Origin of the sequence: Pseudomonas sp. MS646 (assembly GCF_036693845.1) — a bacterium.
In the GTDB taxonomy this organism is placed as follows: domain Bacteria; phylum Pseudomonadota; class Gammaproteobacteria; order Pseudomonadales; family Pseudomonadaceae; genus Aquipseudomonas; species Aquipseudomonas chlororaphis_E.
Genome location: NZ_CP144763.1, coordinates 2100158 through 2117323, shown reverse-complemented (window position 1 = coordinate 2117323; position 17166 = coordinate 2100158). Strand labels below are relative to the sequence as shown.

The following is a 17166-nucleotide window of genomic DNA, read 5'->3' as shown; positions in this document are numbered from 1 at the left end:
TGATCGTCAAATACGCGCGACTAGCCCCACCGCATCACTGCCAACAGCCACACCCAAGACAACGCGAACGCTGTCCAGATGCTCCAGTCGGTGGCGCCGATGACCAGCAGATGCAGGTAGGCGCTACCGAGAAGACCGATAAACAACCGATCGCCACGGGTCGTGGTAATCGGCAGGAAACCACGCCGAGGGATGCTCGGCGAACGCAACTCCCAAGTGGTCATGCCGATCAGGAACAAGGCGATGACCCCAAAAAACGCCGCCGTCGGGACGGTCCAGTTCATCCATTCCATCATCGACTCCTCAGACCCGGCCCAGGGCAAAGCCCTTGGCCACGTGGTTGCGAACGAACCAGATCACCAGCATGCCCGGCAGGATGGTCAACACCCCCGCCGCCGCCAGCACGCCCCAATCGATGCCGGACGCCGACACGGTGCGGGTCATGACCGCGGCGATCGGCTTGGCATTGACCGAGGTGAGCGTGCGGGCCAGCAACAATTCGACCCAGGAAAACATGAAGCAGAAGAACGCCGTCACACCGATGCCGGAGCCGATCAACGGGATGAAGATCTTGGCGAAGAACTTGGGGAAACTGTAGCCGTCAATGTAGGCGGTCTCGTCAATTTCTTTCGGCACCCCGGACATGAAGCCTTCGAGGATCCACACCGCCAGCGGCACGTTGAACAGGCAGTGGGCCAGGGCCACGGCGATGTGGGTGTCGAACAGCCCGATGGACGAATACAGCTGGAAAAACGGCAGCAGGAACACCGCCGGCGGCGCCATGCGGTTGGTGAGCAGCCAGAAGAACAGGTGCTTGTCCCCCAGGAACCGGTAGCGCGAGAACGCATAGGCCGCCGGCAGCGCCACGGCCAGGGAAATCACCGTGTTCAGGCTCACGTAGTACAGCGAGTTCAGGTAACCGGTGTACCAGCTCGGGTCGGTGAAGATCACCTTGTAGTTGTGGAAAGTGAAGTCCTGGGGCCACAGGGTCAGGCTGCCGAGGATCTCGGTGTTGCTCTTGAACGACATGTTCAGCAGCCAGTAGATGGGCACCAGCAGGAACAGGATGTAGATCAGCAATGGAACCAGCTTTTTCTTGCTCATCGTGCGGGCCTCAACGGTTGGCGTCGGAGTGCGTCATGGCGGTATAGAACAGCCACGACACCAACAGAATGATCAGGAAGTACACCAGGGAAAACGCCGCCGCCGGGCCCAGGTCGAATTGGCCGATGGCCATCTGCGTCAGGGTCTGGCTCAGGAACGTGGTGGCATTGCCCGGCCCGCCGCCGGTGAGCACGAACGGCTCGGTGTAGATCATGAAGCTGTCCATGAAACGCAGCATCACCGCGATCAACAGCACGCTCTTCATCTTCGGCAACTGGATGTGCCGAAACACTGCCCAGTTAGAGGCCCGGTCGATCCGCGCCGCCTGGTAATACACGTCGGGAATCGCCCGCAGCCCCGAGTAGCAGAGCAAGGCCACCAGAGACGTCCAGTGCCAGACGTCCATCACCAGCACGGTGACCCAGGCGTCCATGGTGTTGGCCGCATAGTTGTAGTTGATGCCCAGGGCGTTGAGGCTCGAACCCAGCAGGCCGATGTCGGCGCGGCCGAATATCTGCCAGATGGTGCCCACCACGTTCCACGGAATCAGCAGCGGAATCGCCAGGATGATCAGCACCAGGGACGACCACTTGCCCTTGGTCGGCATGGTCAGGGCGATGGCGATGCCCAGCGGGATCTCGATCAGCAGCACGCACGCCGAGTAGATGAACTGGCGCAGCAACGAGTCGTGCAGGCGCGGATCGAGCAGCACCTGCTTGTACCAGTCGGCACCGACGAAGTAGCGGCTGGACTGGTCGAAGATGTCCTGCACCGAGTAGTTGACCACCGTCATCATCGGGATCACGGCGCTGAACGCCACCAGCAGGAACACCGGCAGCACCAGCCACCAGGCTTTGTTGTTCTGCACCTTGTTCATGGCTGCACCTCGCTCAACGGTTCCAGCAGGTATTCATCGGCATAGACCATCAACCATTGGGCCGGAAAGCTGATGTACGCGGTGCCTTCCGGCACAGGCTTGTCTTCGGCCAGGCGCACTTTCAAAGGCGCGCCATCGAGGTTGAGGGTCAGGATCTTGTAAGTGCCCAGGTCTTCGACGTGGACGACTTGCGCGCGCATCGCGTCGTCGTAGGGGCCGTCCCAGACATGGACGAACTCTGGCCGGATGCCGACCTTCAGGCGCTTGCCCTGGGCCTCGGCCACGCGCTGTTGCAGGGGGCTCGACAAAGGCAGGTGGGTCGAGGCAAAACCGACGCCTCCGGGTTGCGCCGTGACCTCGATGAGGTTCATCCCCGGGCTGCCGATGAAATAGCCGACGAAGGTGTGGCTCGGACGCTCGAACAAGTCCCGGGGCGTGCCGAACTGGACGATCTGGCCGCCATACATCACGGCGATCTTGTCGGCGAAGGTGGAGGCCTCCAACTGGTCGTGGGTGACGTAGACCATGGTGATGTTGAACTGCTCGTGGATCTGCTTGAGCTTGCGCCGCAGCTTCCATTTCAGGTGTGGGTCGATCACCGTCAGCGGTTCGTCGAAGAGGATCGCTGACACGTCGTCGCGCACCAGCCCGCGGCCCATGGAGACCTTCTGCTTTTCATCGGCGGTAAGGTTGCGCGCCTTCTTGTCCAGCAGGTTCTGCAGGTCGAGGACTTCGGCTATTTCCTGCACCTTGGTGTGGACCCGCGCCTCGGCCAGCCCCTGGTTGCGCAGCGGGAACGCCAGGTTGTCGAACACTGTCATGGTGTCGTACACCACCGGGAACTGGAACACCTGGGCAATGTTGCGCCGCTCCGGGCTCAGCTCGTTGACGGCCTTGCCGTCGAACAGCACCTGTCCCTCGGACGGGCTGAGCAGGCCGGAAATGATGTTGAGCAAGGTGGATTTGCCACAGCCCGAAGGCCCGAGCAAGGCATAGGCGCCGCCCTGCTCCCAGATGTGGTTCATCTCGCGGATCGCATAGTCTTCGGGGCTCGCCGGGGTGCTGGTGTAGCTGTGGGCGAGGTTCTGCAAACGAATTTCAGCCATCAGGCAACCCTCGCGATGCGCTGGCCCGGCGCCTGGACCAACTTGCCCTGGGCATCGAAGACAAACAGTTTATGGGTCGGGATGTAGATGCGGATCGGCGCATCCACGTCGTATTCATGGACGCCGGGCAAGTGCAGCACCAGCAGGAAATGCTCGTTGCGCACATGCAGGAACGTTTCCGAACCACTGATCTCGGCCACCTCCACGGTCACCGCCAGCTCGAGGTCGTCGTCGTTGCTTGGCACCAGGGAAATATGGCTGGGGCGCACGCCGAAACGGAACTCACCCTCGCCCACCGGCCGCAGGTCGACGTTCAGCGGGAAGTGCACGAAATTGGCGAAACTCACCTCGTTGCCCGCGATGCGGCCCGGCATGAGGTTGATCGGCGGCTCGGAAAACAGCTCGGCGGCCAGCACGGTTTGCGGCTGGTGGTACACCGAGGACGATTTGCCGCTCTGGATGACCCGGCCTTCGTGCAGGATCGTGGTGGTACCGCCCAGGGCCAAGGCCTCGTTGGGCTCGGTGGTGGCGTAGACGGCGATGGTGTGGCGGGCCTGGAACAACTCACGCATTTCCTGGCGAAGTTCCTCGCGCAGCTTGTAGTCGAGGTTCACCAGCGGCTCGTCGAACAGAATCAGCTCGGCGTCCTTGACCAACGCCCGGGCCATGGCGGTGCGCTGCTGCTGGCCGCCGGACAGCTCCAGCGGATGGCGCTTGAGGAACTTCTCGATGCGCAACATCCTGGCGGTTTGCAGCACCTTGTCCTGGATCACCTCGTCGGACACACCCGCCTGGCGCAGCGGCGAGGCGATGTTTTCGAAGACGGTCATGGTCGGGTAATTGATGAACTGCTGATAGACCATCGACACGTTACGCAGCCGCACGGGCTTGTTCGTGACGTCGACGCCGTTCATCAGCACGCGTCCGCTGTCGGGCTTGTCCAACCCGGCCATCAAGCGCATGAGGCTGGTCTTGCCGGACAGCGTGCGGCCCAGCAGGACGTTGAAGGATCCGGGTTCGAAACTCAGATTGGCATCGTCGATCCAGGTCTGGCCTTCGACGGTGCGACAGATGTGCTCAAGCTTTAATGACATGGCTCGGCCTTTTTATTATTTGGAGTCAAGCGACCCGAGCTTCAAAGCGAAAGCCGTGCCAGAAAATGCAAGCCATTGATCTAGCTGCGTCTACCTGGGATTTCTCAAAGTTACGTGTTCGTTGATGAACAAAAGTGAACAACTCGGATTGAACAACTGAACAGTTCGAGCCTTGACAATGAACAAATTTGAACAACACTGCTGGAATGCTTAGCGGGTCCGGACGCAATCCTCCTGTGGGAGCGGGCTTGCCCGTGAAGCGGTGTATCAGCCGACACGTGTATAGCTGAGCCACCGCTTTCGCGGGCAAGCCCGCTCCCACAAGGATTGTGTGCTGCCTGGCAAATCAGACCTGCCCCTGCACAAGGAGTATGTGCGAGACTCACCACCACAATAAAAACAGCACCTGCGAGAGTGCCCCATGGCCGCACCTGCCCCCGCCTTGTCCCACGAGGCCATCATCCAGGCCTCCTGGTCCCGTTGCCGCGCTTTCGGCCTGAACCATCAGAGCATACCGGCCTTCGACCCGCTGCCCGCCGATGGCATCGCCCAGTTGCTGGAGAGCCAGCATTCACTGGTGCAGACCACCCACCAGGAAGTCTTGCCGTACTACGAGAACATCCTGAGCAACTCCAACTGCCTGATCATGCTGGCCGACAACCAGGGCCAGGTCCTGACGTCCTGGGGCACCCAGCGTTTCATCGAGCCCAAACTGGCCCACGGCTTCAGCGCCGGGGCGAGCTGGATGGAGCGCTGCACCGGCACCAATGCCATCGGCACCGCGCTGGCCTGCGAGCAGGCCGTGCACATCGAGCACGATGAGCATTTCCTCAAGGCCAACCGTTTCATGACCGGCTCCGCCGCACCGATCTTCGACGCCGAGCGCAAGGTCATCGCCGTGCTGGACGTCTCCAGCGACAGCTACCTGCCGCCCTCCCACACCCTGGGCATGGTCAAAATGATGAGCCAGACCGTGGAGAACCGGCTGATCCTCAACCTGTTTCGCGGCGAACACTTTCAACTGACCTTCAACACCGGGCTGAACAACCTGGACAGCCAATGGGCCGGGCTGCTGATCTTCGACGAGAGCGGCCAGGTGCTTTCCGCCAACCGCCGGGCCGACAACCTGCTGGGCCTGAGCCTGTCACGGGTCAGCATCGAAAGCCTGTTCAAGGTTTCATTGCTGGAGCTGCTGAACCAGCCCGATGGCCTGCCGTTCGCCCTGCAAGCGTCCGGACGCAACCGCTTCCAGTGCCTGCTGCGGCGGCCGAGCCAGGTTTCGATCAAGGCGCGGGTATTCACCGAAGCCCCCCCTTCGCCGGCCCCCGCGCCCGCCGCCAACATCATCAACCTCAACACCCTGCACTTCGGCGACAGCCGTGTGGAAAAAGCCGTGCGCCAGGCCGAGCGCCTTCTGGAGAAAGACATTCCGCTGCTGATCCATGGCGAGACCGGCGTCGGCAAGGAAGTGTTCGTCAAGGCCCTTCACCAGGCCAGTTCGCGCTGCAAACAACCGTTCATTGCCGTCAACTGCGCAGCGATTCCCGCCGAGTTGGTGGAGTCGGAACTGTTCGGCTACGAAAAAGGCGCCTTCACCGGCGCCAATCAAAAGGGCAGCATCGGCCTGATCCGCAAGGCCGACCGCGGCACGCTGTTCCTCGACGAGATCGGCGACATGCCCCTGCCGACCCAGGCTCGGCTGCTGCGGGTGTTGCAAGAGCGCTGCGTGCAACCGGTAGGCAGCGCCGAGCTGTTCCCGGTGGACATCCGCATCATTTCTGCCACCAACCGCTCGCTGCGTGAACAGGTGCAATTGGGGCGCTTTCGCGAAGACTTGTACTACCGCATCGGCGGCCTGACCCTGGAACTGCCACCGCTGCGCGAACGCAGCGACAAACAGGCCCTGTTCAAACGCCTTTGGGAACACCACCGTGAACCGACCCAATGGGCCGGCCTGAATCGGGAGGTGCTGGAGCTGTTCGACCGCCACCCGTGGCCGGGCAACCTGCGCCAAGTCAGCAGCGTGCTGCAAGTCGCCCTGGCCATGGCCGAGGAACAGCCGATCCGCCCGGAACACCTGCCGGACGACTTCTTCGTCGACCTTGAAATGGAGCCGGTAGACACCCCCGAACCGCTGGCGGTGGACTTGAACGATGCCGAGGACTTGAACAGGCAGTTACAGGCCGTCGGCGGGAATATCTCGCATCTGGCGCGACGGCTGGGGGTCAGCCGCAACACCTTGTACAAGCGCCTGCGCCAACTTGAAAACTGAGACGAAACCTGTGGGAGCGAGCTTGCTCGCGATAGCGTCAGTTCAGCCAATAATGCAGTAATTGACAGGCCGTCATCGCGAGCAGGCTCGCTCCCACATAAGGTTCGTTTCACTGACTGTCCAACGTGTCAGTCGAACGCGCCGTTCAGCACTTCATAGATAATGCCGCTGGCGATGGCCACCAGGATCAGGTCGGTGCCTACCTGCTGCCATTCATAACCGTCGTAGTGCGGCAACCGGCCCAAGAGGCGTGAATCGAGTTTCTTGGCAATGCCCGGTGGCAGCGGCTTGCCCCGGGCGAGGTTTTTCTGGATCCCCGGCGGCAACGCAGGCCCCGGACTCCAGTAGTCACGATAGCCACCGATCACACCCAGCACGCCGCCGCGGTCGATACTGGGGCCGTTATGCCAGTCGCCGCCACCTCGGTTACCCTGCCCTCCCGGGTTGCCTTGAGTGCCCTGATCGCCCTTGTGGCCTTGCCCACCCTTGCCTTGGCCATGGCCGGGCCCTTGGTCGAATGGGGCATTGCCCTTGCCGTTACCTGGGTCTGCTACGACAACCCCAGGCCCGGCCACCAGGGCGAAGCAGGTCAGTACAGCCATCAACGAGCGCGATTCAAACATGATGGTTCTCACTAAAAAGGGAAGATGGCTGCCTATATAGACGCCAAGGATGATATTAGTCGCCTATCACGCTACACGCCGCTGGCATGGCTGTTGGTCGCCGTGCTGGCCGCGCCCATCGGCACGCAACAGGTCAGCCTGCAGCTGGCATGCGCCACCAGTTTGATCGGCATCGCCGTGATCGTGATGTACAGGAACGCGACACCCGCGCCAGGCGCCTATGGCGTCGATCCGCAATAAGCGGCACGGGTACCAGCTGGACGGCGACTCGAATGTCCCGGTTTGTATTATCAATGACTTATTGCTAAGGCATGGTTGGCACGTTGCAGCGTCGTCGCGGGGTCTGGGCTAGGGCTTCCACGGCAAACCGCCATCCGTCGCCTCTCCAATAACAAGATCAACCGGTGACCGTGTCTGGCTTAGGGTTTGCTTCGGCTTGCTCCAGCAGCCAAGAACGACGTGATTCTGACGCGGCGGCAAATCAATCAAGGCTAGGGTCAGCAAACGGAGATGTACCGTGTCAACTCTCAACGAAATCGCAGCGAACCACGCGAGAATGGCAAAGGCAAAGGAAGAAGAGTCGATACGGCTGGGGGCGCTCCAGGGGCAAATAGTCGGTAGCTTTGAAATTTCGCCGATCGAGGAGAAACAGCCGATACCGTTGCACTTCATGGCGGGTGTACCGGAACATGGCTTCGCAGAGGCCGCTGCGCTGGCGTTCTGACGGGCGACGCGAATACTGCTTCTTGTGGCGAGGCTGGCGCCCTCGCCACGGATTCCTGCTTCAGGTGAGAACTCTGCGCACAGTGATGCCCATCACAAATTGAACGGCCGCTTCAGCGAGCAGGGGCATTTTTCCATCCGAACGATTATAAAGCCGAGCACAGGATTTCTCGGAAGAACAACGTCGTTTAATGGAACACCAGGAGCAGCAAAAAATGAGCGCAACCGAACACGTGCACAACAGCGCAAAATACAGCGCCAAATGGCAGGAACGCTTCAACTTCTTTGACACCTATGGCGCGCCCACCGACCCGCGCTACAAGGAAGCCCTCAAGAAGCTGCCCGGCTTCAAGAAAAAAATCCTCATCAATGCCAACGTGATCGCGTTTTTCTTCGGTCCCATCTACCTCTTCGTACTGGGCCTGTGGAAAAAGAACCTGGCCCTGCTGGGCATCATATTGCTGGTCAACATTGTGCTGAGCGTGATCTTCGCGGCCCTGGGCATGGACTTCCCCAAGCCGCTGAACGCCGGCCTGAACGGTGCCACCTCGGTGATGTACGCCATCATGACCAACTACGCCTACTACTTGAAAGAAGTCAAAGGCGAGCAAGGCTGGAACCCGTTCCAAGGGATGAGTTTGCGGTAGCGATTTTGCTTGGCGAGGGCCCGCACTTCTCCACGGATGTGCAGGCCCTCGCGCCTCAAGCTATTGAGGCCCGCGAAACTGATGACGGGTATTGCCACTCACGACAGTGTCGAAGTAGTTCTTGAACGCCTCTTCGAACAAGGCTGAGGCGGGGAACACGAACAGTGAATGTTCAGGTACTCAATAGCATCAGGGAAACCGGCGCAGGCCAGACTTGGGGCTCAAAAAAACCCGGCGCAGTGGCCGGGCTTCAGGAGCAAAGGCATCATCATCGAGGGTCGGGATGCTCGGTCGTCACCGAATCGGCGGCATTCACATCGGACATATCCTCTTCGATAGGTGCGTCGTCGTCCGGCGGCAGCGGGACTTCAGGTGCATCCTTGCTGGGGTCGTGACCTGTTTCGTTATCGGTGCCGCGCGTGACTTCCTGCTGGGACCTGTTTCCAGGCGCATTTTCGTCGATTTCCATGCTGGCTCTCCATTCTGGCGCGCGGGACAGCCGCGCTAAAACATAAGAGGCAGCGGAACATCGCAAGTGCGGGGCAATGGATGAACGGCGCAGGGCGTTGTGGGTGCTCAACCGTTCTATTCCAGCACTCACGAAGAACCGGGCGGAATGCCGTCCTTGTTGAAATCCTTCAGACGCTCACGCTCTTGCTCAGTGGCATGAGCCGGCGTGTCATTGTTGGGTTGTTGCTGTTCTTTTTCATCTGCCATGGCGTTGCCCTCCGAGTGATACCCCGTTGGGCTGCCGGCGGTACCGGCAGTTCAATTTGTTTCGAGTGGCCGGGCAGGCTGAGCCGAGAGCGGAACATCGAAGACCCGATCGAACGCCCACTGGAACACCAGCGAATAAAAAAAGAAGAACACGAACAACCCCAGATTGGTCACCAGCGCCAGCCACAGGCTGATGCCCAGCCACGCCGCGATCACCGGGGTAAGGATCAAGGTCAAGCCACCTTCGAACCCCAAGGCGTGAAGCAACCGTCGCCGCCAACTGCGATGACGGTTGTGCTGACGGCGTTCCCACCATTCGAACAGACCGTTGAAAAGCATGTTCCAGGCCAGTGCGACGGCAGAAATCACCAGTGACAACAGGGTCGAATACCCCATGCCCTGGCCGTAGATCAGCGCCAGCGCCGGTGCCACGAACAGCACACCGCCGGCTTCATAGAGTACGGCCTGGAGGATTTTACGGGGCGCGCCTTGCATGGGGTGATCTCCTGTTGGCAGTGCGAGACCACAGCCTGGCAAGTTGAGCCGACGCGTACAAATGAGCTAAATTGAGCCACGCTCAACCCGAGTAATCCAGCCGCCCATGTTTGCCAAACTGCCCCTCACCGCCTTGCGCGGCTTCGAGTCTGCCGCACGGCTGGGCAGCTTCAAGGCGGCGGCCCAGGAGCTGCATGTCAGCCCGGCGGCGATCTCCCATCAAGTCAAGAGCCTCGAGGCATTCCTGGGCGTGCGATTGTTCGAACGCTCCAGCCAGAACGTGCGCCTGAGCGCCGACGGCGAGCGCCTTCACCCACAATTGCACCGCGCCCTGCTGGACATCCAGCACGGCTTGCAGGCGCTGTCACCGCCCTGCGCTTCACAATCGCTGGTGGTGAGCACCACCCCGGCGTTCGCCAGCCTGTGGCTGATCCCTCGGCTCGGGGATTTTCATCGGTTATACCCGGACATCGACGTGAGGCTGCACAGCAGCAACGACGTGGTCGACCTGCTCCGCGACGCCAGCATCGACCTGGCCATCCGCGCCCAGTTCACGCCTGATCCTCAGCTGTTCCAGCAACCGTTGCTGGAAGAGTTCTTCGGCGCCTACTGTCGCCCCGACTGGCAACCGCCCACCGCCGACTCACCCGTGGAGTTGATCGACGTGCCCTGGCTGAGCAGTTCAATCGAAGCGGTCGATTGGCCGACCTGGTGCGCCAAGGCAGGCACCCCGGACTGGTTGGGTACCGCGCGCTTTCGACGCTACGACGAGGAACAGCACGCCCTGCAGGCCGCCATCATCGGGCATGGCCTGGTGCTTGCCAGCAATGTATTGGTTGCCGAAGCGGTCGCTCGTGGACAACTGGTCGGCTATCGGCCTGACATTCGCCTGGCTGGCGCGCGATACAGCGTAGTGTGCGTGCCGGGGCGGGAGCGCCAGTCGGTGGTGCACAGGTTCAGTGAGTGGTTGCGGGAACAGGCGCTCATGGCGCAGGCGGGGCATTAACCCGGGGCCCTACACTGTCTTCAGGTCAATGAAGAACCCTGCGGCTCTCGCCAATCCTGATGCGATCGAGCGCCCTGTTCAAAGCATCCAAAGCGCCCAATAGCGCCTTCGCCTCGGCTTCCCGACCGTCGCCCCAAAGACGTTCCGCCATCTTGTTCAACGCCTGGATAGAGCGCTCAATGTCGGCAGCCGTCACGGCGGTGCTTTCCTGATGTTTCTTCGGCATTGCCTTACTCTCTTCGGAACCTGGATCAAGACGCTCCACTGTACGCTGGGCTCACGTGCGAGCCGAGCCCTATACTTGCGCTGGACTTTCCGAACGTCTACCCAAAATGCGCCCAGGGAAATGACCGATAGGAAACCAAGGACTGACAAGGGGAAGCGAGCAATGAGTACGCTTGAAAGAGCCATATCGATTTCCGCGCTGGCCCATGAAGGGCAAGCCGATAAAGGGGGGGCTCCTTATATCCTGCACCCGTTGAAAGTCATGTTGCGTCTATCCGGTGACGAAGAACGCATCGTCGCGGTGTTGCACGACGTCGTCGAAGACACTGCCGTTACCTTGGCAGACCTGCGCGATGCAGGCTTCAGCGAAGCGACTCTGAATGCCATCGATTCACTCACCAAGCGCGACGGCGAAACCTATCAGGCCTTTATCGAACGCGCCGCACGTGACCCTATGGCGCGCCGGGTGAAACTGGCCGACCTGGCGGAGAACAGTGACTTGTCACGCCTGGGCACACCCAGCCAAAAAGATCTGGAGCGCATTGCAAAGTACCGTGAGGCCATCGATTACCTGGCAACGCAAGCGTGACACCCCTGACCCTTATCACGAGCAGAAGTGGGAGATGATCCCCAACGCCAGATCAGGGCTGCACTTGCGCTGCAAGTGACTGGATCATTTACTGATTACCGCTTTAGTAACGTCGCATATTTTTTCAACACGTCAGATTCAGAGAGGCCTGCGACGATCTCCAGCAGCTTCTGGTTGTGCTCCAGATACAACACGTTGTATTTCAAATCAACGGGAAACGTGAGATTGGCAATAGCTGCTGCGGGAAGCTCGAATACCACCGTCACAACCTCCCCACGAGTAGGGCCTAACGTGCCTATTTTGTAGAACGTCTTCCCGTCGGAAATTTGTACATCGGAACTGCCCTGGGCCCTGTAGGACACCTCAAGGGAAGCACCTTGCTTCAAGGAGCTCAACTCTTCGATCGTCTTTACCTCCACCCTGAAGGGTGCATGGTTAAACGCCCCTGCTGCTTCGACTATTTTCCTGAAATCAGTCCGTGGCTGTTTCGACTCTTTGTACGGCTCGGACCAATTCATGTCCGCAGACACGATCAGACTTGCATCCCGAGTAATATCATGGTCTCCAGGCGTACCGGGAAGAATGCTCCTCGAAACATCCTTCGCAGCCAGTTTTATAGAAAAAACATCTAGCGTTTCATGGGTCAGATAAAATCTAAATAGCACATCGAGCCTTGAAGGAGCCAGAGAGTACGCCGAAATCGGCCCGGGGTATTCAGGGCGTTGAATTACATAGCTTTGGATATTTTTTTCAAGCCAGGCAACTGATCGAGTAGCCAGTCGCAAGGGTGCCTTGCTTTTAGAAAACTGCGCATAATCATACAAGGCAATGGTTGCAATCAAATTACCATTCAGCACCGCAATCCGTTCGTTTACCGGATACTCTTCAAACAACACATCCTTGCCAACAGTCCTGGCAAAACCTCCTTTGTCAACGGGCATCGAGTATGACAAATAAATCGCTTCAGCCTTGTTTTTGTAGTAGATGTTTCCCGTCTTTTTTGCCATTTCCATATAAAACTCAAGCGCAATGCCTTGGGTAAAAGCAGATACCCAAGGCGCCCTGAGCTGGAAAGGCCACGCATCTATGTAATCATCCATAAAGGCATAAAAGAGACCGCCATCTCTCATCTTTTCAAAAACTCTCAACTTTTCTTCACACACCACAGCACCGGCAAGGTCTCCGGACAGTGCCGCCTCAAGACCCCGTATTGCCAGCTTGCTTGGGGACCTGAAATTCTTTGTCCGACTGGACATCCCCACTGTCGCATCACACTCCTTGCTGGTTCCAAATGCCCAAGGATAATTGGGCGAGCCCTCTGCATAAAACTTGAGTAGATCTGACTGCTGCGCTTGTACAGAAACACAGGACATCGCCAAACAGAAGAAAAGAAACAGCAGTTTTTTTGAGTTTATTAGCATAGTCACGTACAGCCTTATAAAAATCCCACGCAAGATCATCAGTGCGCCCATTAACCACCCCGCAGCCTACCCCCAGCTCGCGGACGAAACAGAGTTGGTCCATCAGGAAGATTTGGCGCAGACGTCTCAACGCCGGCTATAACAGAAACCAGCGCGGAGCTTCAGACAACCCTACTTGAGCCCCCCATTGCAATTTTTCGTATGCAGTGCGGGCCTCGAATCGCCCCCTGCATTCCGCTCAACGGATGATAGGACCAAACCCCTCATTTACAAGAAATTTAATCGACGCACAGCGGTGGAAATCCCCAGAACGCTCCCAAAAAATCGATGAATTGTCGAAGACTCCTACAGCGCTCTCCCATTGGTAACATCCACACTGGCCTCATTGCCTCCAGCTGCTACGCTCAGTCCCGAGGTGCAAACCCACCATCCAGCCTGGAGGATGAAAAACCCGAAAGCGTGCACGCTAAGCGCACGTGACCGCAACCTTGAATGAGAAATAGCTGCCGGACAGCAGCTTGATAATGATACAGAGGACGTATGAATTTTCGGCTCGACATACAAGCCCTCAGAGGGCTTGCCGTTGCATTTGTAGTGATGGACCACCTGGGTTTCACCGCTTTAAAAGCTGGATTTCTAGGCGTAGATATATTTTTTGTCATTTCCGGATATTTGATTACCGGAATCATCGCCAGCAAAATAGCCAGTGGCGACTTTCGTCTTTCTGAATTTTATTACAAGCGCGCCAAACGCCTGGTACCGGCCGTCTATGTAACAATTTTAGCCACCTGCATCGGCGCCTATCTGTTATTAACTCCGATGGAAAACAGGAACCTGCTCTCTCAAGTTGCAGGAGCGGTGACCTACACTACCAATTTTGTTCTATTGAATCAGACTGGATATTTTGATGCAGATGCGTCCACCAAGCCATTGCTGCACTTATGGTCTCTGGCTGTCGAGGAACAGTATTACCTGATTTTTCCACTTATTCTTATTCTCAGCCCCGCTCGCCTCTGGTTGCGCATTGTTATCACTGTCTTAATCGGCAGCCTCTTAGCCTGCCTGTACCTGAAACAAACCCATCCCTCAGCGACTTTTTTCCTGCTGCCCACGCGTTGCTGGGAATTATTGATCGGCTCGGGCGGCTATCTGGCTGCCCAGAAATTCAACATAAAGATTCCCCGCCCCGTATTTTTACTGGCCATCCTTGCAGTTCTAATCATCCCCACGATGGAAATTAAATGGGGCCACCCAGGACCGGCAGCAGTTGTTGTATGCCTCTCGACCCTTTTCATCATCTGGGCCAATAGCACGATAGCCAATACGTCCATTTTTATCAGACCACTTGTCAAGCTTGGCGATATTTCCTACTCCCTGTACCTAGTGCATTGGCCGGTCATTGTTTTCGCACACGCGGTACTGCCTAATGAGCTTACACTGTTTAGTCAAATATCCTTGTTTCTAGTATCGCTGTTATGTGCGGGGGTTCTTTACATCTTCGTTGAGCAACCCAGTCGTCGGTCCCTGATTCCTCAAGCCGGACTGACATGGACGATAACTCTCGGAGCGGCCGTACTGGTATCAATCCAATACACCGCAACCCGACACAACAATAATCAAGTAGATTTCGACGCTTTGTTACGGCCCAATTACGGCCTTGATAAAGCTTGCGACAACTATCTGTTCAAGAACGATGAAAAATGCCGAACCTCCACCCCGGCTCGCAATATAGTCTGGGGCGATTCCTATGCCATGCACACCATCGAGGGAGTTAAGAACCACAGAAAAGGAGGGATCGCACAGGCGACCTACAGCGCTTGCCCTCCCTTCTTGGATACTGCGCCTTACAACCCGGCACGAGCAGATGCAGGGAAGCTAGCAAATTACTGCATAGCATTTAACGACACTGTATTTTCTGCGATCAAAGCAGACAAAACCATTGAGACGGTCATCCTTGCCGCCTCTTTTTGGCAATACACCGTGCCCACCAACAAAATGCTGACAAGGGACGAACAAGACAAGGGTTCGACTCGCATAGTGCCTACAAGCCTTGATCAAGTTGAAAATGACCTGGGCAGGACCATCAGCGAGCTTAAGCGGATCGGCAAAGAAGTCATCGTCATTGGCCCACCTCCCTCCGTAGGCAATGAAAATATCAGCTGCATGCAGCAGCAGCTGTCCAACAGCACAACTGCACACGACTGCACCATCCCATTAAAGAACTACAGGGAATACAACGCCGGCGTCCTTACGTTGCTCGATACCATTGAAACGAAATACGCGATACGGGTCATTCGTCTAAGCAATGCACTGTGTGATGACACGGTTTGCCGCACCGTTGTAGACGGAGTGCCCATGTACCGTGATTCAGGGCACTTGTCATACGTAGGTTCTGCAAAAGCTTTCGATATCCTTGCGAACACGAAAAATCTTTGGTGAAAGCCATCCTCGCCAGGAGCCTGACGCGTGAAAGCAGGCTCCGTGTTTGTTTGGAAAGCGCGATTTTACAAAGACGCCTATGGGCAGGTAACAGCCTTTCGAGACTGCTTCTTGGTCCACAGCAGACGACCGTTGATTCTTCCCTCAGACCACGATTCGGTAACCAAAGCGCAATTACCGCCCAGGTTCTCGACAAACGTCCTTGGGTAGCCTTCAGGCTCATCTCCACCAAGACGCATCCAGTTCGGATCGGTCGAAGTCACTGTTTGATAAGGCATGCAGGCTACCAGTGTGACCAACAAAAGAGCCAAAACTACTTTTCTCATACCAGTCCAACCCATTCGGCAACAGACAGCTTTATTGCCATCCGGCCATCTTGAAAACAGCCACCACCTGAACGGGCATTCGCAACCCCATCGATCTTGTGACAGCGCTATTTAAATCCCCTGGCAACTGGCCTTTCGTCCTTTGGGAGGAAGAACGCGACGCACACGCTGCGTAACGCCTCCACACCACCGCCCGGGCCTTGCCCGGCAAGGAAGACCGCATAGCTGAATACCTGATGGGGCCGACCAATAGTGCGCCAGGTCAGGCTGGCTTTAGGTTGCTTTCATTTGTCGAGATTTAGCATCTCGCACATCCGCTCCCCTAACATTCCACGTAACCACGCACTATGAAACTCAATGTTTTCCAGCGAGGTACCGTGCGCTAACGGGTATTCGAAAACCTTACCCTTCGCCCCCCGATAAGCGACGAGAAAATAGCCATCGTGATCAAACGCTGCGAGCACGCAAGGACGGATGTGAATGATTTGGCTAAATGGCACGCGCACTTCAGTGGCTTTTAGGCCACGACGAGTGATGGTGAGGGTCAACATCTGCTGGTTTTCGTCAAACGTGAAAGCCCGCACTTGAGGCGCAGGGACAATCCACGCAAAGAACGCACCGATGAACACTGCACTGGCCAGCATTAACAGAATAAAGGATGACCCTGTGAGGCTCTCACCATGGTCAGGCTGCACCCCATGCATGACCTCCGGCCCTGGGAAAAGGAACGTCACAAGCCCATAGGCCGGTAAAAGCAGAAGCAACGCAAGAGAGAAGCCAAAAACGCCCATGCCATTGCTTTCGATAATGGGTATTTCAGGACCGTAATACCAGATAGGTGGGTGGGCAGTGCCCGGCACGCCAGCAGGTGCTGCTGTAACGCTAGCGGGTCTTCGATGATTCATCTGGCTGTCTCAAGGATTGCGGCGCAGACGTTACCACTACTAGCGGACAGCCTGGAAACGGATCACGGGACTTTTTTCAATATGTCGCCCCATCCATTCTCACTTTTCCGGGGTGATCAGATCATCACTCGAGCGGCCATCCAAAGCTGGCATCGGGTCTATTTGAACTCCAGCCACGACGCTCGCAAGAGCCGTGTAGGCGGAACCAACCCGAGAAAAGGCTTCCTTCCAAAGGCAACCTGAGACCTCGCCAGCAACCACCAGCATCATCATTTTGGTTGTGGCGGCGTCCAGCTCTAAAAGTGACTGGTGTGCTTCGAATCGAAAGGTGTCATTGGACATGGTAAACCGTTTGCCCCCCTGCTCTTAGCAGCGGCGCCTCCTGCCTGAGTTCTTGCGGGTTTGCCCCAACAGTTATACACCTAACGCTTCGTACAAGAACAAGTGGTTCGTCTATGACCAAGCAATATCCGGAAGGGAATGGGGGAAAAGACGATTGAGTACGTCGAGGTGGGCGCCGAATTGGCGTTCTGAGGTGGGGGTTTTGCAAGAGTTTTGCAAATGGCAGAAAGCAAAAAGGGGCTACCGTTTCCGGTA

At 57.4% G+C, this 17166-nt stretch carries 19 protein-coding genes; 7 read left to right on the top strand and 12 right to left on the bottom strand.

Going from position 1 to position 17166, the window contains the following annotated elements; all coding sequences use genetic code 11:
• Positions 1–20: 20 nt before the first annotated feature.
• From V3H56_RS09395 to V3H56_RS09375, 5 genes are read right to left on the bottom strand one after another with little or no spacing between them, the layout of a single operon-like run.
• Positions 21–293 carry a DUF2160 domain-containing protein gene (locus tag V3H56_RS09395; protein ID WP_042728294.1) on the bottom strand — a complete coding sequence of 91 codons (273 nt, stop codon included), beginning with the start codon at positions 291–293 and terminating at the stop codon, positions 21–23.
• 10 nt (positions 294–303) lie between these two features.
• Entirely contained in the window at positions 304–1104 is an 801-nt protein-coding gene (locus tag V3H56_RS09390) for a carbohydrate ABC transporter permease (RefSeq protein WP_042728293.1), read from the bottom strand.
• A gap of 10 nt (positions 1105–1114) precedes the next feature.
• Complete coding sequence (locus V3H56_RS09385) at positions 1115–1981, bottom strand: sugar ABC transporter permease (RefSeq protein WP_042728292.1); 867 nt, start codon at positions 1979–1981, stop codon at positions 1115–1117.
• Positions 1978–3087 (bottom strand): ABC transporter ATP-binding protein, encoded by a 1110-nt coding sequence (locus V3H56_RS09380; RefSeq protein ID WP_338474513.1) that lies wholly within the window; start codon positions 3085–3087, stop codon positions 1978–1980. The genes V3H56_RS09385 and V3H56_RS09380 overlap by 4 nt, the downstream gene beginning before the upstream one ends.
• Entirely contained in the window at positions 3087–4181 is a 1095-nt protein-coding gene (locus tag V3H56_RS09375; protein WP_042728290.1) for an ABC transporter ATP-binding protein, read from the bottom strand. The genes V3H56_RS09380 and V3H56_RS09375 overlap by 1 nt, the downstream gene beginning before the upstream one ends.
• Before the next feature lie 421 nt (positions 4182–4602).
• Between V3H56_RS09375 and V3H56_RS09370 the strand changes: the two genes are divergently transcribed.
• Complete coding sequence (locus V3H56_RS09370) at positions 4603–6453, top strand: sigma-54-dependent Fis family transcriptional regulator (RefSeq protein WP_338474512.1); 1851 nt, start codon at positions 4603–4605, stop codon at positions 6451–6453.
• 128 nt (positions 6454–6581) lie between these two features.
• Here V3H56_RS09370 and V3H56_RS09365 read toward each other — a convergent pair whose 3' ends face one another.
• Positions 6582–7076, bottom strand: coding sequence for an anti-virulence regulator CigR family protein (locus V3H56_RS09365; RefSeq protein WP_338474511.1), 495 nt, complete (start codon positions 7074–7076; stop codon positions 6582–6584).
• Between the two features lie 24 nt (positions 7077–7100).
• Here V3H56_RS09365 and V3H56_RS09360 point away from each other — a divergent pair, with 24 nt between their 5' ends.
• The 3 genes from V3H56_RS09360 (at position 7101) to V3H56_RS09350 (ending at position 8446) form a co-directional block, all read left to right on the top strand.
• A complete protein-coding gene (locus V3H56_RS09360; RefSeq protein ID WP_042728287.1) occupies positions 7101–7316 on the top strand; it encodes a hypothetical protein in 216 nt (71 codons plus the stop codon).
• 277 nt (positions 7317–7593) lie between these two features.
• On the top strand, positions 7594–7800 hold the full coding sequence (locus tag V3H56_RS09355; RefSeq protein WP_042728286.1) for a hypothetical protein: 207 nt from the start codon (positions 7594–7596) through the stop codon (positions 7798–7800).
• A gap of 214 nt (positions 7801–8014) precedes the next feature.
• Positions 8015–8446 carry a DUF2628 domain-containing protein gene (locus V3H56_RS09350; protein ID WP_042728304.1) on the top strand — a complete coding sequence of 144 codons (432 nt, stop codon included), beginning with the start codon at positions 8015–8017 and terminating at the stop codon, positions 8444–8446.
• A gap of 268 nt (positions 8447–8714) precedes the next feature.
• On the opposite strand, the gene V3H56_RS09345 is transcribed toward V3H56_RS09350, so the two are convergent.
• Complete coding sequence (locus tag V3H56_RS09345) at positions 8715–8915, bottom strand: hypothetical protein (RefSeq protein ID WP_042728285.1); 201 nt, start codon at positions 8913–8915, stop codon at positions 8715–8717.
• 299 nt (positions 8916–9214) lie between these two features.
• Positions 9215–9658 (bottom strand): PACE efflux transporter, encoded by a 444-nt coding sequence (locus tag V3H56_RS09340; RefSeq protein WP_053150784.1) that lies wholly within the window; start codon positions 9656–9658, stop codon positions 9215–9217.
• A gap of 106 nt (positions 9659–9764) precedes the next feature.
• On the opposite strand from V3H56_RS09340, the gene V3H56_RS09335 reads away from it, so the two are divergent.
• Entirely contained in the window at positions 9765–10664 is a 900-nt protein-coding gene (locus V3H56_RS09335; RefSeq protein WP_338474510.1) for a LysR substrate-binding domain-containing protein, read from the top strand.
• Between the two features lie 25 nt (positions 10665–10689).
• Here the strand turns inward: V3H56_RS09335 and V3H56_RS09330 are convergent, their stop codons facing one another.
• Complete coding sequence (locus V3H56_RS09330; protein ID WP_042728282.1) at positions 10690–10890, bottom strand: hypothetical protein; 201 nt, start codon at positions 10888–10890, stop codon at positions 10690–10692.
• 162 nt (positions 10891–11052) lie between these two features.
• On the opposite strand from V3H56_RS09330, the gene V3H56_RS09325 reads away from it, so the two are divergent.
• Complete coding sequence (locus V3H56_RS09325) at positions 11053–11478, top strand: HD domain-containing protein (RefSeq protein ID WP_042728281.1); 426 nt, start codon at positions 11053–11055, stop codon at positions 11476–11478.
• A 95-nt stretch (positions 11479–11573) separates the two neighbouring features.
• On the opposite strand, the gene V3H56_RS09320 is transcribed toward V3H56_RS09325, so the two are convergent.
• A complete protein-coding gene (locus V3H56_RS09320; RefSeq protein ID WP_047737329.1) occupies positions 11574–12950 on the bottom strand; it encodes a D-glucuronyl C5-epimerase family protein in 1377 nt (458 codons plus the stop codon).
• A gap of 489 nt (positions 12951–13439) precedes the next feature.
• Between V3H56_RS09320 and V3H56_RS09315 the strand changes: the two genes are divergently transcribed.
• A complete protein-coding gene (locus V3H56_RS09315) occupies positions 13440–15338 on the top strand; it encodes an acyltransferase family protein (RefSeq protein ID WP_338474509.1) in 1899 nt (632 codons plus the stop codon).
• A 610-nt stretch (positions 15339–15948) separates the two neighbouring features.
• On the opposite strand, the gene V3H56_RS09310 is transcribed toward V3H56_RS09315, so the two are convergent.
• Positions 15949–16569, bottom strand: a complete 621-nt coding sequence (locus V3H56_RS09310) for a hypothetical protein (RefSeq protein ID WP_042728278.1) — start codon at positions 16567–16569, stop codon at positions 15949–15951.
• 99 nt (positions 16570–16668) lie between these two features.
• The gene (locus V3H56_RS09305; protein ID WP_047737331.1) at positions 16669–16911 is read right to left on the bottom strand and encodes a hypothetical protein; all 243 of its coding nucleotides are present in this window, start codon (positions 16909–16911) and stop codon (positions 16669–16671) included.
• Positions 16912–17166 lie beyond the last annotated feature (255 nt).